Source organism: Flavobacterium sp. GW823-FHT04A11, from assembly GCF_058796535.1.
In genome coordinates this window covers 4635776-4659336 of record NZ_CM179503.1, presented here as the reverse complement: position 1 = coordinate 4659336, position 23561 = coordinate 4635776, and the positions used below count along the sequence as shown (strand labels likewise).

At 34.6% G+C, this 23561-nt stretch carries 19 protein-coding genes; 3 read left to right on the top strand and 16 right to left on the bottom strand.

Going from position 1 to position 23561, the window contains the following annotated elements; all coding sequences use genetic code 11:
• Positions 1-61 precede the first annotated feature (61 nt).
• From AC3QL1_RS19890 to nirB, 13 genes are all read right to left on the bottom strand, one after another.
• Complete coding sequence (locus AC3QL1_RS19890; RefSeq protein WP_492493869.1) at positions 62-643, bottom strand: hypothetical protein; 582 nt, start codon at positions 641-643, stop codon at positions 62-64.
• A gap of 132 nt (positions 644-775) precedes the next feature.
• Entirely contained in the window at positions 776-2206 is a 1431-nt protein-coding gene (locus AC3QL1_RS19885; RefSeq protein ID WP_492493868.1) for a rubredoxin, read from the bottom strand.
• A 257-nt stretch (positions 2207-2463) separates the two neighbouring features.
• On the bottom strand, positions 2464-5982 hold the full coding sequence (locus AC3QL1_RS19880) for a molybdopterin-dependent oxidoreductase (RefSeq protein WP_492493867.1): 3519 nt from the start codon (positions 5980-5982) through the stop codon (positions 2464-2466).
• A gap of 193 nt (positions 5983-6175) precedes the next feature.
• Entirely contained in the window at positions 6176-6799 is a 624-nt protein-coding gene (locus AC3QL1_RS19875; RefSeq protein ID WP_492493866.1) for a class I SAM-dependent methyltransferase, read from the bottom strand.
• A 2-nt stretch (positions 6800-6801) separates the two neighbouring features.
• On the bottom strand, positions 6802-7515 hold the full coding sequence (locus tag AC3QL1_RS19870; protein ID WP_492493865.1) for an exonuclease/endonuclease/phosphatase family protein: 714 nt from the start codon (positions 7513-7515) through the stop codon (positions 6802-6804).
• A 59-nt stretch (positions 7516-7574) separates the two neighbouring features.
• Positions 7575-7940, bottom strand: coding sequence for a hypothetical protein (locus AC3QL1_RS19865; protein WP_492493864.1), 366 nt, complete (start codon positions 7938-7940; stop codon positions 7575-7577).
• A gap of 137 nt (positions 7941-8077) precedes the next feature.
• Positions 8078-9340, bottom strand: coding sequence for an alginate export family protein (locus AC3QL1_RS19860; RefSeq protein WP_492493863.1), 1263 nt, complete (start codon positions 9338-9340; stop codon positions 8078-8080).
• 99 nt (positions 9341-9439) lie between these two features.
• Positions 9440-10918 (bottom strand): MFS transporter, encoded by a 1479-nt coding sequence (locus AC3QL1_RS19855; RefSeq protein ID WP_492493862.1) that lies wholly within the window; start codon positions 10916-10918, stop codon positions 9440-9442.
• Between the two features lie 163 nt (positions 10919-11081).
• Positions 11082-11741, bottom strand: coding sequence for a response regulator (locus tag AC3QL1_RS19850; protein WP_492493861.1), 660 nt, complete (start codon positions 11739-11741; stop codon positions 11082-11084).
• A 456-nt stretch (positions 11742-12197) separates the two neighbouring features.
• Positions 12198-14003 (bottom strand): ATP-binding protein, encoded by a 1806-nt coding sequence (locus tag AC3QL1_RS19845; protein ID WP_492493860.1) that lies wholly within the window; start codon positions 14001-14003, stop codon positions 12198-12200.
• Between the two features lie 9 nt (positions 14004-14012).
• Positions 14013-14597, bottom strand: coding sequence for a DUF4202 domain-containing protein (locus tag AC3QL1_RS19840; protein WP_492493859.1), 585 nt, complete (start codon positions 14595-14597; stop codon positions 14013-14015).
• 218 nt (positions 14598-14815) lie between these two features.
• Positions 14816-15193 carry a nitrite reductase small subunit NirD gene (gene nirD, locus AC3QL1_RS19835; RefSeq protein WP_492493858.1) on the bottom strand — a complete coding sequence of 126 codons (378 nt, stop codon included), beginning with the start codon at positions 15191-15193 and terminating at the stop codon, positions 14816-14818.
• 258 nt (positions 15194-15451) lie between these two features.
• Positions 15452-17965 carry a nitrite reductase large subunit NirB gene (gene nirB / locus AC3QL1_RS19830; protein ID WP_492493857.1) on the bottom strand — a complete coding sequence of 838 codons (2514 nt, stop codon included), beginning with the start codon at positions 17963-17965 and terminating at the stop codon, positions 15452-15454.
• A 265-nt stretch (positions 17966-18230) separates the two neighbouring features.
• Here nirB and AC3QL1_RS19825 point away from each other — a divergent pair, with 265 nt between their 5' ends.
• Together AC3QL1_RS19825 and AC3QL1_RS19820 are read left to right on the top strand one after the other, a co-directional pair.
• Positions 18231-19010 (top strand): META domain-containing protein, encoded by a 780-nt coding sequence (locus AC3QL1_RS19825; protein WP_492493856.1) that lies wholly within the window; start codon positions 18231-18233, stop codon positions 19008-19010.
• Between the two features lie 99 nt (positions 19011-19109).
• Positions 19110-19541 (top strand): META domain-containing protein, encoded by a 432-nt coding sequence (locus AC3QL1_RS19820; RefSeq protein ID WP_492493855.1) that lies wholly within the window; start codon positions 19110-19112, stop codon positions 19539-19541.
• A 172-nt stretch (positions 19542-19713) separates the two neighbouring features.
• Here AC3QL1_RS19820 and AC3QL1_RS19815 read toward each other — a convergent pair whose 3' ends face one another.
• Both AC3QL1_RS19815 and AC3QL1_RS19810 read right to left on the bottom strand, forming a co-directional pair.
• Positions 19714-20991 (bottom strand): DUF2130 domain-containing protein, encoded by a 1278-nt coding sequence (locus tag AC3QL1_RS19815; RefSeq protein WP_492493854.1) that lies wholly within the window; start codon positions 20989-20991, stop codon positions 19714-19716.
• Positions 20992-21347: 356 nt separating this feature from the next.
• Positions 21348-22232, bottom strand: a complete 885-nt coding sequence (locus AC3QL1_RS19810) for a LysR family transcriptional regulator (protein ID WP_492493853.1) — start codon at positions 22230-22232, stop codon at positions 21348-21350.
• A 243-nt stretch (positions 22233-22475) separates the two neighbouring features.
• On the opposite strand from AC3QL1_RS19810, the gene AC3QL1_RS19805 reads away from it, so the two are divergent.
• Positions 22476-23183, top strand: a complete 708-nt coding sequence (locus AC3QL1_RS19805) for a class I SAM-dependent methyltransferase (RefSeq protein WP_492493852.1) — start codon at positions 22476-22478, stop codon at positions 23181-23183.
• A gap of 98 nt (positions 23184-23281) precedes the next feature.
• Here AC3QL1_RS19805 and AC3QL1_RS19800 read toward each other — a convergent pair whose 3' ends face one another.
• Positions 23282-23560 (bottom strand): putative quinol monooxygenase, encoded by a 279-nt coding sequence (locus AC3QL1_RS19800; protein ID WP_492493851.1) that lies wholly within the window; start codon positions 23558-23560, stop codon positions 23282-23284.
• Position 23561: the final 1 nt, after the last annotated feature.

The window sequence follows — 23561 nt, the reverse complement described above, 5'->3', positions numbered from 1 at the left end:
AAGACAATTACAAAAAAAAAGGTTCAACTTCTTAATTAAAGTCAAACCTTTCCATTTATAACTACTTTTTCTTTTTAGATTTCGATTTTTTATCCTTCTTTTTGTTTTCTAACTTTTTTGCCTTTGCTTTTTCCTTTTCTTTTTTAGCTTTTTCTTTCTTTTTAATTGCGGCTTTAAGTTTTTCTTTCTTCGCTTTTTCCAATTTTTTTATAACTGCTTTTATAGCTTTTTCTCGTTTTTTAGCCTTTTCTTTTTTTGCCTTCTGCTTGTTTTTAGCGTCTGTCAGCTTCTTTTTTATAGTTTGTAAAACAGGTTCTTCATTATTTTCGACTGTTTGCGGCTCTTCAGCATTATCATCAAGCGTCTTAATTTCTATAATTTCAGGAGTTATCGTTCCTGTTTTTGTCGTTGTTGCTCCGGTTGTTCTTTTTATGATTGCTTTTGGAGTAGTTGCAGATGCAGGTTTTACAGGAGTTTTTACAGTTGCCTGCGGTGCTTTTGTAGTTCTTGGCGCTCTTTTAACCGGAGTTTTTGCAACAGGTAAATCAGTTTGGGTGCTATCTTCCATAATTGGCGCAACTGGTTCTTCTGCAGGTATATCGGTATTTTTTACAGCTGATGTTCTTGGTGTTCTTTTTATCATAACGGTATTTTTAGTTGAGTAAATTGACGATGACTAAGAGAGAATTTTATTCAGAAGATAAATTCTTAGTCAGTTAAATTTAAGCAATATTTAAATACGATAATGTTAAGATTTATCTAAGCTGTTTAGGGTCTAATTTTCTGCAATCTCTAAAATCCTAAAATTACTTTTTGGTGCCTCACAAAGCGAGCAGCAATAATTTTCAGGTAAATCAGTAAATAAAATGCCTTTCGGAATATTTTGACTTTCGTCTCCGTATTCTGATTTATAAAGTGTTAGACATTCCTGACATTGGTAAATATCCAATTGTGGCTTTTCTTTTTTCTGCGGATTTTCTATCGTTTCTGAAACCGAATTTCCGAGTTCTTCGAAGTATTTTTTACTTAATTCAATTAAAATGGTTGGCAATTCAAGTTTGTCAATGTCTTGAGAATGCACAATATATTCTCTCGTATTTGGGTCGAAATTCTTTGCAAACAAAACATTATAAGTATCCCTGATTTTTATGGATTCTAAAACTTTAGGTAAATCATTTTTTTCAACTACAACCGAAGTAAAATAATGTCCGTCACGATTGTATTCCGATATTCCAAAAGTTAAGCCGTATGTGCTGATGTCAAATTGATCGAGTGTGCGAACTAAAAAAGTTTTAAGATTCAAAGCCCATTCCATTGCAACGGGCAAATGCCAGTTTAATTCTAATAAAGAATGACGGACATTGATTCCTTTTTTGCCTAAAAATTTCTCCCATTCCAGTTTTCGATCTTTCGGAATTCCTTTTACAATAAATGATTTCCAGGGCGTTATGCATATCTTTCCAATTTTACAATCAAAACACAAATCACACATTTCTTTCAGGAAATCCAAATCATACAGATTATTTCGCCAATATAAACCCAGCCAATATTGGTCAATTCCCATTCTGTTCATGCCTTCGTAATACGGAAAAGGATAAAACGGAATATTTAAAGGTTTGTCAATCGTTCTGTTATTCGTGTCTAAAGCATCGCTAACCATACTAAAAAGGGTATCGATTTCTAAAGAGTCTTCAGCAATAATTTTCTCAATTTCATAATAAAAAGTGGCAATATCCCAACTGTAAATAAGAACAGGATAAACTTCCATACGCTCCCATTTTGGCAAACGAATGTACAAATACCAATAATCTTCATGTTCTGAAGCAATAAAATTTAGATGTCCGGTAAACAAAGGAACCAATTGCTGTTTGGGATCTGTGATGTTTACTTTCAGTTTTGGCTGTTCCTTAAACTGCTCTAAAATGTATAAGAATTTATTGCCTGTAAGCCAATTGGTATTTCTGAAAATATCGGTTGAAACATAAGACGAAACGATATTATTACCGCTTTTTTCATTTGGAAAAACAAAATGATGCTTTCCCAGTTTTTCCTTTTCTATAGATTTTAATCCTTTTGGGAAAATAATATCTTGTCGGGAGCCAAATGAAATCGAATCCAAACCCTGATCCATAGCGATATTGACAACTTCCCGAAGTTCTCCCGGCGAAATAACGCCTCCTTTTATTATTAATCTCGTTAGTTCCATCTTCTTTTAGTTTTTTTAGTTTCAGATTTCAGGTTGTTTAGTTTGAACATAAATTTTACCACAGAGTATCGCAAAGGTTTTCACAGAGTTTCGCAGAGGTTCATATTCTTTGCATAAAGTTGTTTTTCTATCGAAAAAAGTTCACCAAGTTTTGGGGCAAAGATTTTACTGCAAATCTTTGTGAAAACCTTTGTGAACTCTGTGGTTACATCAACACAATCCAGAAACTTGAAACTTGAAACCTGAAACATTTTTTTTTAAACCTTACATTTCGCTAAAATCTCCTTTACTTCTGTTTTACAACTTCCGCAGCCTAAACCTGCGCCGGTGTTTTTGCACAAATCTGTAAAATTATTAACACCGCTTTTGATGGTTTCTTCGATATTTCCAGCGCCAACCTGACTGCAGGAACATACCAGTTTTCCTAAAACAGGTTTTGCATTTGATGTTCTTCTGAGTAATAAATTTCGTTTGTCTGATAATTCGATTTTACTTTCGATCATCGTTTTAAATTCGGCAAACTCATTTTTATCACCCATTAAAATGGCTCCAACAAGCAAATCATCCTTGACAATGCATTTTTTGTAATAGCGTTTTTTCAAATCGGCAAAAACAATTTCTTCATAAGAATCATCGTTTTCCGGAATTTCGATATCGCCGATACTGCATAAATTAATATCTTCCAGTTTCAGAATATTCATTAAAATAGAGCCTTTGTAAAAACTGCTGATATCGCCTGCTAAAAAGTTAGCCAGAATATCTGCCTGTTCTTCCGCAGCAGAAGTGATTCCGAATAATTTGTTGTTGAATTCTGCTATTTCGCCAATGGCAAAAATATCAGGATTTGACGATTGTAAATACTGATTTACTTTTACGCCGCGTCCGCATGCAAGTCCGGTTTCCCGGGCAATTTCAATATTCGGAATTGTTCCAATCGTATACACAATAGCATTTGCCGTAATGATTCTGCCACTTTTTAAGGCAATTTCTATTTCGTTTGGATTATCAGTTTCAAAAACCGTACTTACTTCATTATCAAAGTAAATCTGAATATCACGAAGCTGAACTTCTTCTGCCAGTAATTTACTCGAAATTCGGTCTAACTGACGTTCCATCAAACGCGAAGCTCTTTGAATAATGGTTGTTTTTACTTTTTTATGTTTTAAAGCCGCTGCTAATTCCAAGCCTAATAAACCACCGCCAATAATAACAACATGCTGTTCTTCAGGCGGTAAATTGGTGCTGTCCAGATGTTTTTTTAAACGGTCTGCATCTTCTTTTCGTCTCACGGTAAAACGTCCGGGAAGATGCAGCTGTGCATTTTCTGGTATAAAAGGACGGCTTCCGGTAGCTAAAATCAAGGCATCATACGTATGAGTTTTGCCGAGACTATCTATAATTGTTTTTTCTTTGGCGTCTATTTTATTAATCGCAACGCCGGCATTCATGGTGATTTTTAATTTACTTAAAGCCTCGCCATCTTTTACTTTTAATAATTGCTCCCAGGTAAATTCTCCAGTCATATATTCCGGAAGCAATACACGATTATAAAACGGATTTGCTTCATTTGAGAAAACAGTTATTTCATCGGTAGAATTGAATTCACGATAATTCTGAATGAATCTGAAAGCTGCGGCTCCCGCGCCAACAATAGCAATTTTCTGAAAAGGTTTTACATATTTGCTAATTGCAACGGTAGTATATTTAAAATCAGGTTCTTTGGAAACCGGATCGACAATTGTATTCGTTAAATTATTAGTTCTGTTTAAATCATTTTCGAGTTGTTTTCCCCAATGCATCGGCAGGAAAACGACTTTTTCTTTGATCGCATCCGTCACTTTTGCTTTTACACGAACTTCTCCATTTTTGCTGGTTACAATAACAATATCACCATTTTTAATATCATTTTTATAAGCATCAATTGGGTTTATTTCTAAAACCGGACTTGGCGTATGCGTCATTAATCTCGATACTTTTCCGGTTTTAGTCATCGTATGCCATTGATCGCGAACACGTCCTGTAGTTAGGATAAAAGGAAATTGTGGACTTGGCTGTTCCGATGTATTTTCAATATGCGTCGGTAAATTGAAAATCGCTTTTTGCGATGTTGTATAAAACTTTTTATCCGTAAATAGGCGGGGAGTTCCCGGATGATTATAATCGGGAACCGGCCATTGAAAGGTGCCTTCGGTTTTTAAACGATGATAATTTAAGAACGAAATATCAATGTTGGTATTTTTGGTAAGTGCACAATGTTCTTTGTAAATTTCTTCGGCATTGTTGAAATTGAAACCGTTGAAATTCATTTTTTTAGCAAAGCGAATCAGGATCTCAATATCCGGAAGTGCTTCTCCGGGAGCGTTAATTCCTTTTGGTAAATAAGAAATACGACGTTCAGAATTGGTCATAGTGCCTTCTTTTTCCAGCCAGCCCGCAGCGGGTAATAATAAATCGGCATATTTAGCTGTATCGGCATTATGCGAAATATCCTGAACGACTACAAATTTGGCATTTTGCAATGCTTTTTCGATGCGTCGGGAATCAGGTAAACTTACTAACGGATTGGTACAAATTATCCAAACGGCTTTCATTTTTCCGGATTCCAGAGCTTCAAACATTTCTGTCGCTGTTAAACCGGGCTTATCTGAGATTTCATCAACGCCCCAAAATTCAGCGACTTCTTTTCGGTGTTCCGGATTTGCAATGTCTTTGTGAGCGGCCAAAAGTGTTGCCATTCCGCCCACTTCGCGTCCGCCCATTGCATTGGGTTGTCCTGTTAATGAAAATGGTCCTGCTCCGGGTTTCCCAATTTGTCCCGTTAATAAAGACAAATTCAGTAACGCTGTGTTTTTGTCAACGCCCACAGCACTTTGGTTTAATCCCATTGCCCATAGCGAAATAAATCCTTTTGCTTTCCCGATAATATCTGCAGCAAGTTTTATGTCACTTACAGAAATACCGCAAAGTTTAGAGGCTTTTTCAAGAGAAGTACTTAAAACTAAATCTTTATATTGTTTGAAATTCTCAGCATTATTCTTTACAAAATCATGATCAACATATCCTTTTTCGATAATACGTTTGGCAATTGCATGGTACAAAATAATGTCTGATCCGGGAAGAATCTGCAAATGTAAATCGGCAAAAGCTGCTGTATCAGTTCGTCGTGGATCAATAACAATGATTTTTATTTTCGGATTTTTTTCTTTGTGTTTTTCGATTCTTCGAAATAAAATCGGATGACACCAAGCCGGATTGGCTCCTGTAATCAAAAAAGTATCCGCTAATTCAATATCATCATACGCAATTGGAACAGAATCTTCTCCAAACGTTTTTTTATATCCCACAACCGCAGAACTCATGCAAAGCCTGGAATTGGTATCGATATTATTGGTCTTTAAAAAACCTTTTACGAGTTTATTGACCAGATAATATTCTTCTGTTAAACATTGTCCTGAAATATAAAAGCCAACGCTGTCTGGTCCATGTTTTTTTATGATAGAAGTAAAAACGGCTGCAGCGCGATCAAGAGCCGTATCCCAACTTACTCGTTCAAGCGGATAGGATTTGCTTCCGCGCATTTCAGGGTATAAAATTCGATCTGAAGTATCGTTGACTACGTAATGCAAATTCATTCCCTTAGAACACAACATGCCTTTGTTGACAGGATGATCTTTGTCTCCGGTTACCATCACACCATTTTTGGGATCATTAGTTACGATGATTCCGCAGCCAACGCCACAATACGAACAGGTAGTTTTGATTTTGGTATTTTGCATTACAACTCGTTTTTGAATACTATTATGTGAATTTACTTAAGAGTTAGATAATTCACTTATATCGATGTAAACAAAAATAAGTATTTTTACGTATAAATACGTAATTTTTGAAATTTATTTTTTAGATAAAAAAGAAGAGAAGAAGACATGCTTTGTAGAGACGCATTTTAATGCGTCTCCACGTAATGATAAATTATTTTTTTCGACCAACAAATCGAATAACCGAACCTTTCCCGTTATGGAATAAACCTTCGTTTAGTTCAATTTCTTTTTCAATTAATTCGATGATTTCATAATTAGGAAAATCAGCTTGTATTTCTTCAATAGAAAATAAGGATTCAATATCTTTTGGTCCGCCAACTTTATCGTTTACAGCCAGATATTCTAAATGTTTTTTACTGAAAGCTTCAAAAATAATGATTCCGTCTTTGCGTAAATAAGTCTCAAGCGTTCTATGAATTGCTGATTTTATTTCTGCCGGGAAATGAGCATAAATTAAGGCGATTGCATCAAATTGTTCAGTTTGATAATTTAAAGATTCTAATTCTCCAACCTGATAATCAATCGAAACGTTATTGGTTTCGGCAAGTTTAAGAGCCTTGTTTTTTCCTTCTTCGCTGATGTCAAATGCAGAAACTTTCCAGCCTAATTTGGCAGCATAAACTGCATTTCGACCTTCGCCTTCGGCAGGAAAAAGGATAGCTCCGGGGTTTGGTTTTTCTATTTGTTCTTTCAAATAATTGTTGGGTTCTTCGCCATAAGCAAATTCCTCATTGCTATAGCGATCGTTCCATCGTTCAGTCCACGAATTGTTCATTTTTATATATTAAAATTAATTATTAAAGGTTTGTGATCACTATGCATTGTCCATTCTTGGTAAGTTCCAATTTCAACGCTTTCTAAAGTTTCGATGAAATCATTTGAAGCAAAACAATAATCAAGGTGATAAGGTTTGTTTTCGTGACGGTAAAGATACAAAGTTGGATGCTGTTCTTTACCCTGAATTTGATTGAAGTATTTATGGTATGTACTGTAGATTTTTTTGGATTTTAATTTATTAACCACAGTTGTATGATTTCCTTCCCGGCGTGGTTTATCCCAAATAGTATTGCTGTTGAAATCACCAATTAAGATCGTTTTGTTTTCCTTAATTAGATTTTCATAATAGTTAATCGCTTTCCAAACCTGCGTAACATATTGCCCGTCTTTGTCTTCGGGATTATTTGCCCAGATTGCAAACAAGGTAAAATCGACTTTTCCGCCAGTTACGGCTATGGGTAAAATATTTTTGAATTGTGGATTATGACAATCTAATAATTGAAATCTGTAATCGCTATAAGAGAAAACACCCAGACCTTTATGCGGGTTTGTACCATACCAAAGCACATCTGTTGGCAGTTTTGTGTCATTGCCAAATTTCAGCTTTTCCAGATTTTCGCACTCAGAAATAACGGCGATATCAGGTTCAAAAGCCAAAATAAATTCGGCTTTTTTTCTGAATGCCATATTGCAATTCCAGGCGATGATTTTCATTAGATTAAATGTTATATGGCGATTTAGATTAAAATCGCTTTACACTTTAATCTTAAATCTTAACCCACAAATTTTGTTATGCCGCTATTGATGTCAATTTCTGCAAAATTATGCTTTCCAATAACAATAAGAAGTTTATTTGTATTATATCCTACATATCTTATTTGAGGCTGTCCAACTTTTGGTTCTCCGCAAACAGAAATTACGTTGGTCTGCCATTTCAATTTGCTTCTTTTGTAGGCCGATATTGTTTGTAAATCATTCTCAACATAATAAATAATGTTGTTTTTTTTAATTCCTCTTTTTTGGGTTTTTGCGAAATTTATTTCTGAATCTTTTGAAATTAAAGCATCATTTAATTTTTCAGAAATACCAGTTTGAGTTACAATAAAAGTAAGCATTGATAATTTTAAAAATTGTCTCATGGGATAGAATTTGGGGTTCGTAATCGATTCAAATATAATTAATTAAACCATATAATAGCTTTTTAGTGAGACAAAAAAAATACCCTTTTCCAGAAATAGGAAAAGGGTAAAATATAATGGTAAATTTTGAAGAAAAATTATTTTTTCCAGCTAAAAATTCTTGGATTTACAGAAATCATTAACCACGCCCAATTGTTTGTATGACTGGCATCTCCGGTTTTTAAGAATTCTAACGTCTTAGAACCAAACATTTGAGAATATCCTCCTGAAACAGTTATGTCTTTTTTGAAGTTATATCCAAAAGTGGCGTCAATCTCAGTTCCTAAATAAGAATCCATTTTTTCATTTAAAGGCGTTACCACATCTGCAGCAGATAAAAATATATGCGGCATCAAAGCAAATTGCCATTTGTTTACATTGTAGTTCAATTTTAAGAAAGCATCTTGTAAACCAACACTGTTTAAATGCCCTCCACCTACATAAAAATAATCCATATAACCATTAAATGCATGATTCGTTCCAAAGATGGGATTAAAAGATTTGATGACAGAACTTCCGTCGTTTGTATCTTTTCCGGATAAAAATTCATAACCTAAACCAGCTTTAAAAGCACTTGTTATGTTGTAACCAAAGTTAGCCGCCGCATTCCACGCGCTAACCTGCAAATCTGTGCTTTTACCTGTTTGACCATAAACACTTAAATTACTATCTATTTTATCAGTTTTATAAGTTAAATAGGTTCCAAAAGTTTGTTTATAGTCTACTAATAATTTTGCATCACTATTTGCATATTCATAACCTGTATTCAATAATAACAAACTTGCACCCACTTTATCAAAAGTAGTGTGGTACCAGGCATATTGCATGGCTTTGTAATTTGCTACTTTATAAGGAGTCTGAAAAGTATTTTCGGCATCAGAGTTATAAGCAAATCCCATGTCAAGCTGATGGTTTTCAGGATGAAAAGAGATCATTAACGCATCATGACTTTGCGCCTGTTGTCCCCAGTCTTGTTCTCCCATTATACGCTGATTATCGTATGAAAGTACCTGACGTCCCATTCTGGCGCTCCATTTTTTGGTGAAATCATATTGTGCCCAAGCTTCAAAAACTGCAACACCATTTTTATCAGCGGTTGCTGTTGTTGCAACATCGCCCCAGGTTCTGGTATTTTGAAAAGTTAATTTAACCGTTAAATCTTCTTGCTTATAATTGAAATTTAATCTGGAACGCTGTGAAATTTGAGAAGTCCCTTCCTGACCGTATGGTAAAAGAGTTTTATATCCATTTCTATATTCGAAACGAGGTCTGATTTGTAAATTTACGTCTAATTCCTGAGCCTGAATGTCAAAACTCATTACTACTAGTATCAGTAAAATAATTACTTTTAGTTTTTTCATATTTTGATTATGTTTTAATATGGCGTAAATTTAAATGATTGCAATATTTAATTTTGTGATAAAAATCATACAAATGTATATTTTTTTATTTTGAATATATCATCGTCTGTCAATTACTTTAGATAAAACGGGCTGTTTTTCATTCATAATTCTGGTGATGGTGTAATGCATCCAGATCAGGCAAACTGTTGAAAATACCAAAATAAAAATCCATGAACTCGACCAGATTCCAGTTGTTGTAAGCAGATAACTAAATATAATAGGTCCGAAAAAACCACCTAAACCACCAATCATTCCCACCATTCCGCCAACAATGCCTACATCGTTAGGGAAATACTCCGGAATATGTTTGTAAACTGCTGCTTTTCCAATTCCCCAAGAAATACCAATTAAGATAACCAGTACAAGAAAAACCCACATATTGGCATCAAATTTAATGACCGTAATTCCTTTGGCTAAAAGCTCTTTTTTCTTAACGCTTTGATTTTCTGCTACAACGACTTGCTGCCACGAAGTTTTGGTTGGAAAAATAGCACTTTCGTTTTCGTGTTCTTTTTTCTGGGCAATTGGAAATTCAGTTGCTCCAATTTTAATATTTTCGTTTGAAACTGCCGTTATTGTTCCTTTTTTTGTTGCCAAAACTCCGGGCCCGGTAGTCGTAATTTCCATTTTCGGAACCATTAATAAAGTACTTAAAATAACCGATGAACTCAAAACCCAATACATAACTTTTCGCGCTCCAAATTTATCTGATAAATAACCTCCAAAAGCTCTGATTACGCCAGATGGCAAACTAAACATGGTAGCAAACAATCCGCCCATAACAAGGCTGGTTTGATACACGTTCATGAAATTCGGCAAAAGCCATTGTGAGTAGGCTACAAAACATCCAAAGACTAAAAAATAATAAGCTCCAAAACGCCAGACACGTGCGCATTTTAAAGATTGCAGCATTTCAGAAACAGTTCGGGTATCGTTTTCCAGTTTTTTATTTTTAGCAAAAATTAGAAAGGCTAAACCAATAATAACTAAGGCAATTGCATAAATAACAGGAAGTATTTTCCAGCCATTTTGCGGATCGTCAATAGAGAAATGATTTAATAAGGAAGGTGCTAAAAAAGTGGTTATGGCTGCCCCGGCATTTCCTATTCCGAAAATTCCCAAAGCGCGTCCCTGCCATTCTTTTGGATACCATATAGAAGTATAACCAATTCCGACAGCAAAACTCGTCCCGACCATCCCAAATAAAAAGCTTAAAATGGCAAACGTTACAAAACTATCAGCATAAGGCAATAAAAATAACGGAATAGAGCAGAGTAGGAGTAAAAGCGAAAACACATATTTTCCGCCAAATTTATCTGTTAAGATTCCAATTGGCAAACGCATAATTGAACCCGTAAGAATTGGAATTCCGAGAAGCCAGCCAACTTGCACAACGTTCCATTGGAAAATGCCATTGTCTACCAAAAAAGTTACCAAAACACCGTTTAATGTCCAACAAGCAAAACATACAGTGAAGGCCAAAGTATTCAAAAATAAAATCTTGTGTGATTGCGATAAAGAGTTTGTATTTTTCATAGTACTTAGATTTGTTTGACCAAATTTAAGTATATGTAAGTATTAATACGTATTTTTAATTAAGTATTTTTATTAAACTAAGTAGATTTGTCAACATCACAAAATTGATTCTCTATTTTACTAAAATGCTATTTTAAAAGGTCTTTTTTATTTTTTAAGCAGATTATAAAAGCGAATATTCGGTTGCTTTATTTGAAAGTTCCATTAAGTTTTTCACTTTTAGCTTTTTCATCAGATTAAAACGATGTACTTCGGCAGTTCGTTTGCTGATTTCCAGAGCTTCTGCGATTTCCTTGTTTCCTTTTCCGGATAATAAAAGTGTCAGGATTTCTTTTTCTCTTTTGGTAATCATCATGTCTTCGCCTAAATTTTGTTTAGGTTCTGATGCATTTGATGGATTTGTCAATTGACTGATTAAGATGGAAGAGATGTCTCCGCTAAAGTATTTTCCACCAGCAGCCACAGTATGCAATGCTTTTAAAAATTCTTCTTTGCTGGAACCTTTTAGTAAATAACCATCTGCTCCGGCTTTAATGGATTTCAATACGTATTCTTCAGATTCATGCATAGAAAGCATAATAATTTTTACGTTATTATTTTCGCTTCTAAGTTTTTCTACTAGTTCAATACCCGTTAAGTTTGGCATTCTGATATCTGCAATAAGTAAATCCGGTTTAGTCGCTGCCACCACTTCAAGAGCATCAGCACCATCAATAGCTTCGCCTGCAACTTCAATGTTTGCTTCGTTTTCCAGTAAAGATTTTATTCCATCTCTTACAAATACATGATCGTCTGCCAGCACTACTCGAATGATATTACTCATGGTTTACTTAATTTTGATTTGCGATTTTTACGTATATTCATCTATAAATATTAGGCTAAGATACGTAATTTTTTAAATTAGATAATTAGTCGATTAGATAATTAGATAATTTGGATATGGGTTTTGGGAAATCTTTAAAGTTTAAACTTTGACAAAGATTTGCGTGCAATTGGTTGTGTTTTGTTATCTCGACAAAGATTGGCCCGCGAGAGGGATGGAAGCAGGCTACCGAAGTAGCGCGTACAGCCCGACAGCATTAGGGAAAGGGGCGAATAAAGACAAAGTATATTTAGCCCCTTTTTCTAATGGTGTCTCGCCCTTATGATTATTGTTGAAGTGTGATTTTGATTGTTGATTTAAGTTGCGGGATTTCGACTTCGCTCAGTCTGACAAAATTGTGTAGTTGGAATTTGGAATTTATTTTTGAAGATTTCTATTGGTTTGGAATTTTCTGCTTTATATCGGGATATTAAAAGTAATTCTCGTTCCTTCATCCGGAATTGATTTAATGAAAACGCGGCCGTTGATGTATTGAATTCTTTCTTTCATAAACAACAATCCCATTCCGGATTCGCTATTGCGTTTTTTGTCAACAGCATTGATGTCAAAACCTTTTCCGTTATCGTCAATTATGATGCTCAATAAAGTGTCACTATGCGAAAGCTGTACAATAATATGCGATGATTCGGCGTATTTAATGGCGTTATTGATGGCTTCCTGTGTGAGGCGATAGATATTAATTTCAATTAAAGAATCGAGACGCTGCTCAAAACTGGTTTTATTGTAAAAGAGAATTTCTTTTCCGGTCAGTTTAGAAAGCTCCTGCGTTAGTTTTGCAAGTGACGAAACAATGCCGTGATCGCTCAATTCAGGTGGCATTAAGTTGAAAGTTGCTGTGCGAACGCCTTTGATAATATCGAGGGATAATTTCTTTAAATATTCTATTTTTTGGGCTGCTTTTTCTTTGTCATCGAGATTAATGCTTTCCAGGCTAAATTTTAATCCGGTAAGCATTTGACCAATTCCATCGTGAATTTCCTTGGCGATTCGGTTTTGCTCATTTTCCTGGTTTTCAACAATTTTACTCGAAATAATTTTTTGCTGATTGATTTTTTCCGTGCTGTTTTCAATATTTAAGCGTTCGACCTCACGTTGTGCTTTTTTGCGTTCGGTAATATTGAAACACACAATCAAAAGTTCCAGTTCGTCTTTTTTGATCGTTACCGGAACCATCGATAAATCAAGCCAGATAGTTTGCGATTCTTTATTGATTATTTTGATTTCGCCCTGCCAACCGCTTCGGTGTTTTTCAAAAATAATGCGGTCAATATTAAGCTGTTCTTTTTCATCGGTCGTTAAAACTTCTGAGAACTTTTTATTTGATGAAAACTTGGTATAATTGATCAGTTTGGCAAATTTTTCTCCAATATGAATAATCGAACCATCCGGCGCAATACGGCAATAAAGCAGCGTATTTTCCATGGCGTAATTCAGTGATTTTAATTCTTTTACTGAATTTTCCTTGATTTCGCTGATGATTTCAGTATCGTAAGCGAGTTTTAAAGCTTTCTTTTCAGAAGATAAAAGTTTGGCAATTAATCGTTCAATTTTTTTATTTGTTGGTTTAAAAATAAAGAAGAATTCTAAAAGAAGAATTAATAAAGTGAAACCAAAAATCCAGTATTCGATCTTGCGCTGTTCGGTGACTTTTTCGTGTGCTTCAAGATCATATTGCGTTACTATTTGATTCATTTTCGAAAGAAAAGGATCTTCGTTTTCTAAAATGATCTGAACTAGTTTTTGATTTTCAACCGCGTTTTTTTTCTGTTTTAAATTCAATAAAAACAAATCGGTTGCTGAAGCCACTTTATTGAAAATGGGATTAATTTCCAGATATAATTTATGTAGTGTTTCAGATTTTTCTTTTGGAAAAGCCAGACTGTCGTTGCCATTTTCAAGCGCATTTTGATTTTTTTTCCAAAGGGATAAAACGTCTTTTAAATGCGAAATTTGTTTTGTTGAAGCAGTATCAGAAACGTAATGCAGAATCAGAACTTCTTTTACGATTTTCTGGCTCAGCATTCTTTGTTTTCCGGAGAAATTGATGATTTTGGAATCGCTTAACTGCTGATTCAGATTGTATTGAACTAAAAACTGACTGACGATTATAGTTAGCGCAATAGTAAGAAGTGCAAAAAAATACAGTCGGCGTAAATTTTTGAAAGTGATTTTATCTGCAGCTTCCTGATTGTTCTTCTTCATATAATCAATTTACAATCCTAAAGAAGCTTTTATCAAGTTTAGATTTTCTTCAGAATAGTTGATTTTTAAAGCTTCCTGATGTCCTTTTTCAGACATTTTATCCCAGGTTTTTTTGATGATGTTTTTTAGTTTTTCATCATCATGTTTGTGTACAAACGGATCAAGATAATATTCTAAAAATACCAGACAAATTACATCTTCAAGCAGTTGCGTTTCAGCGTCTTTTTTAAGTAATTTCTTTTCGATTAAAAACGAAACACGGTCTATAAAATCCTGATTGTAACCGGCTTTTTCTAAAATATCCGCAGTTGTTTTAGCATGAAATTTTTTAAGATCTTCTCTCCATCTCAAATAACCCACGCGATCCATAGGGTAGGATTCGCGCGCCACTTTCCATCGACAAATGTGCTGTGCTTTTGAAGCGATCTGAATTTGTTCTGAAGCTTCAGGTTCAAATTGCATCAGTCTTTCGTACATCCTGTTAGAATACAATAATTCTTTCGGATATTCGGTATTTTGGTCAATTTCGATATTCGGATCCTGAGCGTTTTCGGCGTCAATCCACTCGCTTGCTTTTTGAAAAGGTGTAGTCATTGTTGGTAGGTAATAGATTTCAAATATACTGAATTTACTTTTAAAGTCTAGTTTTTTAAACACATAGAAACATAGCTTATTGTAACGAATAAAGGCGTTTAACTTAGTTTAAACACACATAGCTATGTGTTAGAAACTAGTTTCTTTTAATAAACTTTTATCTATAAATAAAAAATCTATGTTTCTATGTGTTTAAATTGTAGATAAAGTATATTGTTTCAATCAACAAAACCAACGAACACTTCGTCTTCAATAACTTTAATCGGATAGGTTGCAATTTTGTAATCGTCTCCATTTAAATTACTTCCATCAACCAATGAGAAAGTTTTTTTATGCATCGGGCAGGCAATTTTCGGGATATCATCTGTAGAACCGGTCATGCCTCTTGCCAAAACCATTTCCATTTTATGCGGACAGGCATTTTGACAAGCGTACCATTCATTACGTCGGGCGAAATTAAAAATGGCAATTTGTTTGTTTTTGTATTTAATACAGCCGCCACGATTTGTTGGAAAATCTTCTACTTTGCCTGCTTTGAACCAAATTGTAGCATCGCTCGCGTGAACTGTTTCGTATTGATTTAAGATTTCTTCCATTTTGATAATTTTTTTGTTTCTGTTTCTTATCCCTCTTTTTACAATCAGAGAGTTTGATGGCGCAGTAAAAAAGAGGGTAAGAAGGACAGCAAACGTTTGTGATATTTTTTTTATTTTTTTCGGAGCTGAATTATTTAATTAAAAATTGAGAATTAAAAATTAAAAATCTTTGAAAGCTATGTGTGTTTAAACTGAGTGAAACGACTTTATTCACCTCTATAAGCTATGTTTCTATGTGTTTAAAAAATATTTATAAAGTTACAACCACGCTTTTGGTGCCTTTTGATCTCTTAACGGTACAAAAACAACATTATCATCTTTTTCATCAGAGTTTATAAAATGATTGAAACGTTTTAATAATCTTGGTTTTTCCAGCACTTGTTTCCATTCGCATTCAAAAGTGTTTACCAAAGTCTGCATTTCGGCTTCCAGCGTTTCACAAATTCCCAGAGAATCTTCAATAATTACTTCTTTCAGATATTCTAAACCGCCGTCCAGTTTTTCCAGCCAGGTTGCAGTTCGAATCAGTGGTCCGGCAGTACGTATATAATACATTAAAAAGCGATCGAGGTATTTAATAACGGTTTCTTTATCTATTTTTTCAGCCAGTAAAACAGCGTGTTTTGGATTAGCACCGCCATTTCCTGCGATATATAAATTCCATCCGCCTTCAACGGCAATTAATCCAAAATCTTTTCCACGGGCTTCTGCGCATTCGCGAATGCAGGCCGAAACACCTCCTTTTAGTTTATGAGGAGAACGGATTCCTTTATATCTGTTTTCCAATTCGATGGCAAATCCGGCGCTGTCATCCATTCCGTAACGGCACCACGCATTTCCAACGCAGCTTTTTACGGCTCGCAGCGATTTTCCGTAAGCATGACCGCTTTCAAAACCATTATCAATTAAGATTTTCCAGATTTTTGGCAAATCACTCAAATGTGCTCCGAATAAATCAACACGTTGAGCTCCTGTAATTTTGGTGTATAAGTCAAATTGTTTGGCAACTTCGCCAATTACAATTAGTTTCTCAGCAGTAATTTCTCCTCCTGCAACTCTTGGAACAACAGAATAGGTTCCGTTTCGTTGAATATTAGCCAAAAATCGATCGTTTGTATCTTGTGTGGTAACATGTTTATTCGCAGTGTCATTGTAAATACTGGAGAAAATCGAAGCCACAACAGGTTTACAGACTTCACAACCGTCGCCTTTACCGTGATGATCAATTACATCATAAAAATTCTCATATTTATTGATTTTAACCAAGTCGAATAATTCCTGACGTGTATAACTAAAATGTTCACAGATAACATCTTTGACTTCTTTTCCCAGTGATTTTTGAGTCGCCTTAACCAAATCAGAAACCATTGGCTTACAGCCTCCACAACCGGAAGTAGCTTTGGTATGCTTTACCACATCGGCAAAATTAGCACATGTTTCATCCAAAAGTGAACAGCAAATTGCGCCTTTCGTGACATTTTCACAAGAACAAATTACCGCTGTGTCCGGTAAATCCAGCACGCTTCCTAAACTTGAACCTTCAGATCCGTCTCTGGAACCTAAAATCAAATCTTCCGGATTTTTTGGCAAAGCCATCGCGTTGCTGTAAATCTGAAAAAGGGAATTGTAATCGCTTGAATCTCCCACCAAAATTCCGCCTAATAAAGTTTTAGAATCTTTGGTAACATTGATTCTTTTATATATGCCGCTTAATTTATTCTCATAAATTATTGCGGTTACATTTTCATTTTCAACAAAAGGATCACCAAAACTCGCCACTTCAACACCAATTAATTTTAATTGCGTCGACATATCGATGGTTTCTCTCATGGTTTTAGAACCGTTTAAGATTTGCTCGGCAGCGACATCTGCCATTTCATAACCCGGAGCAACAAGTCCGTAAATGTTTTGGTTGTAAAGTGCTGCTTCGCCAATCGCATAAATCGACGGATCTGATGTCTGCATTTGATTGTTTACTACAATTCCACCACGTAAACCTACTTCAAGTCCTGAAACTCGGGCAAGTTCGTCACGAGGTTTGATTCCGGCAGAAATAATCAACATGTCTACTTTTAACAATTCATCATCGGCAAACATCATTCCCGTTATGCACTCTTTTCCGTCAATATATTGTGTGGCTTTGTTGAGATGAATGCCAATATTTAATTCTTCGATTTTAGATTGCAGCATATCGCTCGCGCCTTTGTCCAGTTGTCTCGGCATCAATCGCGGCGCAAATTCCACCACATGCGGATTCAATCCTAAATCTCTAACCGCTTTTGCAGCTTCAAGACCTAATAAACCGCCTCCTAAAACCGCTGCTTCTGTGGCGCCTTTTAGCTTTATTTTTTTGGCGTACGCCATAATTGCATCCAGATCTTCGATAGTTCTGTATACAAAAACGCCTTCTTTTTCAACACCGTCAATTGGCGGTACAAAAGCCGAAGATCCTGTAGCCAAAACTAAGTAATCGTACGTATGGGTTTTTTCTAAATGGGTATGTATTGTTTTTTCCTTTCGGTTAATGTCTGTAATTAATTCAGAAGTATTGAGAGTAATATTGTTTTCTGCGTACCATTCGCTTGTTGAAAGCGATAAATCATCTGTGGTTTTGCCTCCAAAGTATTCACTTAAGTGAACTCTGTCATAAGCGCGTCTTGGTTCTTCACCAAAAACGGTAATCTGATACTTTTCCTGTCCTGATTTTGCAATGAATTTTTCGCAAAACTTATAACCAACCATGCCGTTTCCAACTACAATTACTCTAATCATGATTTCTTTAATTAAGTATTATTAGACAAATATAAGTATTTATACGTATAAAAATACGTATTATAAATATTTTTTTGTTAGAAAAATACTCTTTCAAATACGTATTTTATCGTAATCATCAGTGGCAATAAGGTCTTCAAAGATTATGAACAATCTCAATAATTAAAATTTGAAAACATTCTAAATAATAATTTGAAAAAAAGTCGTAAATTCATAAGAATTTTACTTGTATTTTGTTAAAGATTGATATTTAAATAATAACGTTATGAAAAAGATATTTTCACTTTTGCTTCTATCTCTGATTATAAGTTGTAAATCAACAGCAGGCAAAACTTCGGATACAACACAAACAACTTCTGAATATGGAACTCAGGAAGAGGAGATGAAGTATTATTTAACCGCCACCGGAAATGAACCATTTTGGGGGGTAAAAATGGGAAATGAAAATATCGTTTTTACTTCTTTGATTCCTGGAAAAGAAAAATTGGTATTTCCGTCCGTTGAAGCTATAAAAGCGATGGATGCCAATGTGAAAATGTATAAAGTGAGTAATGAAACTTCAACCGCAACAATAACGATTCAGCAGTTAGATTGTCAAAATTCGATGTCAGGCGTTATTTCTCCGTATAAAGTATCAGTTGAAATTAAAAATAATGCTGAACTACAAACTAAAAAGCTTGAAGGATGCGGAAAATATAATACCGATTATCGCCTGCATGATATTTGGGTTCTCGAAGAATTAAATGGTTTTAAAGTTTTTGTAACCGATTTTCAAAGAGAATTACCAAGAATCGAAATCAATTCAACAGAAAATAAATTTATGGGATATGGAGGCTGTAATGCGATCAGCGGTACTATATTTTATGAAAAAGATTTACTTCGATTTTCAAAAGTTATTTCTACTTTAATGGCTTGCGCACCCGGAAACAAAGAAGGCGAATTTACCAAAGCGCTTCAAAGCACCACATCTTATTCTCTTGGCGATAATAAATTGACGTTGTCGAATCCGTCCGGAAAAATTTTGGTTTTTAAGAAAGTAGATTAATCAAAATGTCTTAATATGCTTTAAAAATACCTTATGATATTCTAAGAAACTAATATCTCAGAATATTTTTGTAAAATAAAACTTATAAAAATATTTTACATGAAAAGGATTTTAATGTTATTTATTGCAGCTACATTAGCTTTCAGTTGCAAATCTGCTAAAGACACAAAGGCAACAGCTTCGACAACTGAAAATGCTGTCGAAAAGAAATTACAACAAACCTGGGTTCTGGAAAATTTAAATGGAAAAATGGTTACTGAAAAGGATTTTTCAACTCTTCCAAAAATCGTGATGAGTGCGTCAACTTTTTCAGGTTCAACAGGATGTAATGCTATCAAAGGAAATTTACTTTCTAAAGGTGAACAAAAAATTCAGTTTTTGAATCTTACTTCAGAAACTAAAAAATGTGATGCAAAAAAAGAAGGTGAGTTTTTGCAGTTGTTGAGAACAAATTCAGGTTATTCTATTAAGGATAATAAATTATTCCTTTCAAACCAATTTGGATTGACGATGTCTTTCAAAAAAGGATAATTAAAAAAGGAACTAAAATATAAAGGCTTCGATTAATTTCGAAGCCTTTTTTATATGTCATTGCGAGGAACGACGCAATCTCATTGGAATCGACAAAGCAGCAAAAAAAATCCGTGCAAATCCGCGTTTTCGCTTTAGCGAATCAGTTTCATCCGCGTACCATTTTAATCAGTTATTCCAATTCCTTCAGATCTTCTTTGTCTTCCTCAATAAAATCAAGTTCTAAAGCCCGAACAGTCTGAACCGCATTTCCTGCAATACCACGAATTGAGCCGTACATTCCTAATGTATTATGCACTACTTTTTCGATTTGTTTTTCACGCTGCTTCCAGATTCTTTGCATTGCTCTTTTTTCGGCATCAAGATCGCCTTGCATTTGCGTGAAACCTTCAACAATTCCTTCAATTTGCAAGCGGAATTCGTTGCTGGTTAAAAAATCATATAACATAGACATTTTATCACCTTTGTTTTCCTGCGCCTGAACGGCCTGACTTACCTGAATTAACGACTGACGCAAAACAGCACTCAAACCTTTAAATTCTTCATACGTACAAATCCAGATTCCGTCACGCATTCCCATTCGGTCCATTCCGGGAGGCATGACTTCGGTAACTAAAACTCCAATATTGGCTCTTTTGGTTCTAATATCGTTTTTGAATTTCTCAATCCACGCTGGCTGAAAAGCCTTTGTACGTTTACTTTCGTAATAAATAGAACCGCAATTTTGATGTTCGCGGGTATTTACAATCTGAAGGCAATCGGCGCCATTTGCTCCTTTTTTAACTTCATCAATACTGTCCAGCGGGAAATTATTTGCCAGCCATTCTTCAATCGCTAATTCCATAACTTCGCCCTGCAATTGCATAGAACCTTGTTCTTGTTTGCGTTTCATTTCTTCGATCAGCTTTTTTTGATCGTCAGATTGTTTTTGGTATTCTTTTATTTTAAGCTCGTTTTTTTCTTCTTCCTGCTTGCGAATTTTATCGCGTTCCAGAACCAAAGTGGCGTTCAATTGCTTTTGCGCTTCGGCTTCGATTGCTTCTTTCATCTCCAGTTTTTCACGCTGCAGTTTGGCAATTTCGCCTGTCATTTTATTCAATTCACGAAGTTTTTCTGATTTCTCAGAAAGCTCTTTTTCCATCAAAAGCATTCTATCTTTATTTTCTTCGTCGAGTTTTGTTTTTACTTTTTCGGTAATTTCTTTTTCAGCTGTCTTTTTCTCACGTTCCAAACGTTCAGCAAAAAGTTCATTTTCCTGTTTCTTTTTAGCTTCAAAATCGGCTTTGGCTTTTTCGAATTGCTCATTTTTAAGTTCCAATTCCCGGGCTTGAGCATTGGCTTTTTGTTGAAATTCTTTACGAATACTATCTTCCAACTGGTGCTTTAAAACATCATTTACATCGATAGGAGTTCCGCAGTTTGGACACAAAATTGAAGATTGCTCGGCCATTTTTATTGTTTTTAAAGTGTAATATAATTTCTGCTAAGGTATTTAAAAGTTGTTTCTTTTCAAGAGAATTGAATGTGCTAAATTGTAACTTTTTTGCCACGAATTTTAATTGTTCTCGCAGAGACGCAAAGTTTTTGTTCACGCAGATTTTATAAGATTTAAGCTGATTACACAGATTAGTACTCGAAATGACAAACTAAATGCATAATTAAAACTTATAAAAAACTTATCGTCTCTGCTCCCGTAACTATCGGGATTGCGCAATTATTTTATAGCATGCAATTTAAATGCTTTCAGTTATTTAATTTTACGGATTTCCATAATAAAATTAATTCGCGTCATTCGTGGCAAACTTTTTATTTCCTAGAAAAATTTAATAAAAATTCAACAGCAGTTTTTGTTATTTCAGAATCATCTTCTTTTGAAGTAATCAGCGAAACATCCGTAAATAGATTTACTTTTTTTAGTTCAATAAAACCAATTTCAGAATCCTGATTGTTTTTGGCAATGTTGGATGGAACGATCGAAATTCCCAAACCGTTTTTGACCAATTGTACGATCGAATTAATGTTATTGGCTTCGTGAATAATCTTCGGCGTAAAGCCATAAAATGCACAAAGTTCCAGTAAAACTTCGTGATAATGCGGTGCATAATCTTTATTGAAAAAGACAAAAGTTTCATCTTTTAGTTTTGAAATTTCTTTCTCGGAATTAATTTGAATAATACCTTTATTATAAACAACAGAAAATCCGTCCTTAAACCATAAATGCGATTTTATTTTGGGTGATTTTATCGGAGAACGAATAATTCCCATTTCGATTTTTCCCTGTTCCAATGCGCTGATTTGCTTTGTTGTAGAAACCTCAAATAATTTGAAATTGACATAAGGGAATTGCTCTTTTAAATGTTTTATTAAATCTGAAATCACAGCCGAATAAATCGAACTGATGTAAGCGATTCTAAATTCGCCGGAAACATTTTCGGCTATTTTTTTCGTTTTCACGGAAATGCGTTCCAGGTTCTGAAAAAGTTCTTTTACTTCTTTTTCAAAATATTTTCCGGCTTCGGTTAATTCGACTTTTTTATTACTTCGAATGAAAAGTTTCGCCTGAAGTTCTTCTTCTAATTCCATAATCTGGCGACTTAAAGGTGGCTGCGAAATAAAAAGTTTCTCTGAAGCTTTCGTAAAGTTTAGTTCTTCGGCTACAGCCAAAAAATATTTTAAGTGACGTAATTCCATAAATACCTATTAAGTATTGATAATTGACAAAATAAGTATTTTTGAAGTATATATCAAAGTGATAGTTTTGGTGAAAAATATATGTTCTCGCAGATTTGGCAGATTGAGCAGATTTTTTTGTTAGATATGAAATGAATAATCATTTTAATCTTTCTAATCTGTGTCTAAAAAAAATATAGGCAATACAAGAGAAAATCTGCTCAATCTGCCAAATCTGCGGGGAAACCTAAAAAACAAAAAGTTATGAAAAAATCAACTATTGAAGAAATCAGAGAACGTTTTGATAATGATGTCGAGCGATTCGCAAATTTAGAAACCGGACAAGTCGCAACAATCGACGCTACAATTTCATTAGAATTAATTACGGAAGCTTCTAAAAGAATTGTTCCTAATGCTAAAAACGTCTTGGATATTGGCTGTGGCGCCGGAAATTATACTTTAAAAATGCTTTCGAAAGTACCAAATTTGAATTGTACTTTGGTCGATTTGAGCTTGCCAATGTTAGATCGTGCTTTTGAAAGAGTTTCTGAAGCAACAAATGGACAAGTAGAAGTGAAGCAAGGCGATATTCGCGAGGTTGAATTACCTGAAAATCATTTTGATATTATTTTGGCAGGAGCGGTTTTGCATCATTTAAGAGATGATGAAGATTGGGAAACCACTTTTACTAAAATATTTAGGTTACTAAAACCCGGCGGCTGTTTTATGATTTCGGACTTGATTACGCAGGATACGGAGTTGTTAAACGAATACACCTGGCAGCGTTACGGTGATTATTTAGAAGGAATTGGCGGTGCCGAATATCGCCAAAAAGTTTTGGATTATGTAGAAAAAGAAGACACGCCAAGATCTATGAATTATCAATTGGATTTGATGAAAAAGGTTGGTTTTAAAAGCATTGAAATTTTACACAAGAATATGTGTTTTGGTGCTTTTGGCGGAATCAAGTAAAAGTTTTCTGCCACGAATTTCACGAATGCACATGAATCTTTTTTGCATCAAGAGTAAGGATGAATTCGTGAATTTGTGTAATTCGTGGCGAAAAAAACTTATAAAATTTGTATTGTTTTATATACCTGAATTGGCGCAGATGTTAAAGTTTCACTTTTTGCAATGAAATCCAATAAATAGGGTTGATTGTTATGGATGTCAAGACCTGGCTGATCTTTCCATTCTTCCCAAATAATGAATGTATTTTCTACATTATGGAGATCATAACGTATGCAGGCTTCTTCTTTTCTGGTTTCGGTAACCAAATGATGAATCATGTTTTTGATTTCTTCTTTGTTTTCCTGCTTGCTTTTTATAATAGCTGTAATTGAAATCATG

Bases quoted from the DNA above. Each gene is read 5' to 3' on its own strand.
- AC3QL1_RS19890 (WP_492493869.1), bottom strand. From the start codon at position 643: ATGATAAAAAGAACACCAAGAACATCAGCTGTAAAAAATACCGATATA.
- AC3QL1_RS19885 (WP_492493868.1), bottom strand. From the start codon at position 2,206: ATGGAACTAACGAGATTAATAATAAAAGGAGGCGTTATTTCGCCGGGA.
- AC3QL1_RS19880 (WP_492493867.1), bottom strand. From the start codon at position 5,982: ATGCAAAATACCAAAATCAAAACTACCTGTTCGTATTGTGGCGTTGGC.
- AC3QL1_RS19875 (WP_492493866.1), bottom strand. From the start codon at position 6,799: ATGAACAATTCGTGGACTGAACGATGGAACGATCGCTATAGCAATGAG.
- AC3QL1_RS19870 (WP_492493865.1), bottom strand. From the start codon at position 7,515: ATGAAAATCATCGCCTGGAATTGCAATATGGCATTCAGAAAAAAAGCC.
- AC3QL1_RS19865 (WP_492493864.1), bottom strand. From the start codon at position 7,940: ATGAGACAATTTTTAAAATTATCAATGCTTACTTTTATTGTAACTCAA.
- AC3QL1_RS19860 (WP_492493863.1), bottom strand. From the start codon at position 9,340: ATGAAAAAACTAAAAGTAATTATTTTACTGATACTAGTAGTAATGAGT.
- AC3QL1_RS19855 (WP_492493862.1), bottom strand. From the start codon at position 10,918: ATGAAAAATACAAACTCTTTATCGCAATCACACAAGATTTTATTTTTG.
- AC3QL1_RS19850 (WP_492493861.1), bottom strand. From the start codon at position 11,741: ATGAGTAATATCATTCGAGTAGTGCTGGCAGACGATCATGTATTTGTA.
- AC3QL1_RS19845 (WP_492493860.1), bottom strand. From the start codon at position 14,003: ATGAAGAAGAACAATCAGGAAGCTGCAGATAAAATCACTTTCAAAAAT.
- AC3QL1_RS19840 (WP_492493859.1), bottom strand. From the start codon at position 14,597: ATGACTACACCTTTTCAAAAAGCAAGCGAGTGGATTGACGCCGAAAAC.
- nirD (WP_492493858.1), bottom strand. From the start codon at position 15,193: ATGGAAGAAATCTTAAATCAATACGAAACAGTTCACGCGAGCGATGCT.
- nirB (WP_492493857.1), bottom strand. From the start codon at position 17,965: ATGATTAGAGTAATTGTAGTTGGAAACGGCATGGTTGGTTATAAGTTT.
- AC3QL1_RS19825 (WP_492493856.1), top strand. From the start codon at position 18,231: ATGAAAAAGATATTTTCACTTTTGCTTCTATCTCTGATTATAAGTTGT.
- AC3QL1_RS19820 (WP_492493855.1), top strand. From the start codon at position 19,110: ATGAAAAGGATTTTAATGTTATTTATTGCAGCTACATTAGCTTTCAGT.
- AC3QL1_RS19815 (WP_492493854.1), bottom strand. From the start codon at position 20,991: ATGGCCGAGCAATCTTCAATTTTGTGTCCAAACTGCGGAACTCCTATC.
- AC3QL1_RS19810 (WP_492493853.1), bottom strand. From the start codon at position 22,232: ATGGAATTACGTCACTTAAAATATTTTTTGGCTGTAGCCGAAGAACTA.
- AC3QL1_RS19805 (WP_492493852.1), top strand. From the start codon at position 22,476: ATGAAAAAATCAACTATTGAAGAAATCAGAGAACGTTTTGATAATGAT.
- AC3QL1_RS19800 (WP_492493851.1), bottom strand. From the start codon at position 23,560: ATGATTTCAATTACAGCTATTATAAAAAGCAAGCAGGAAAACAAAGAA.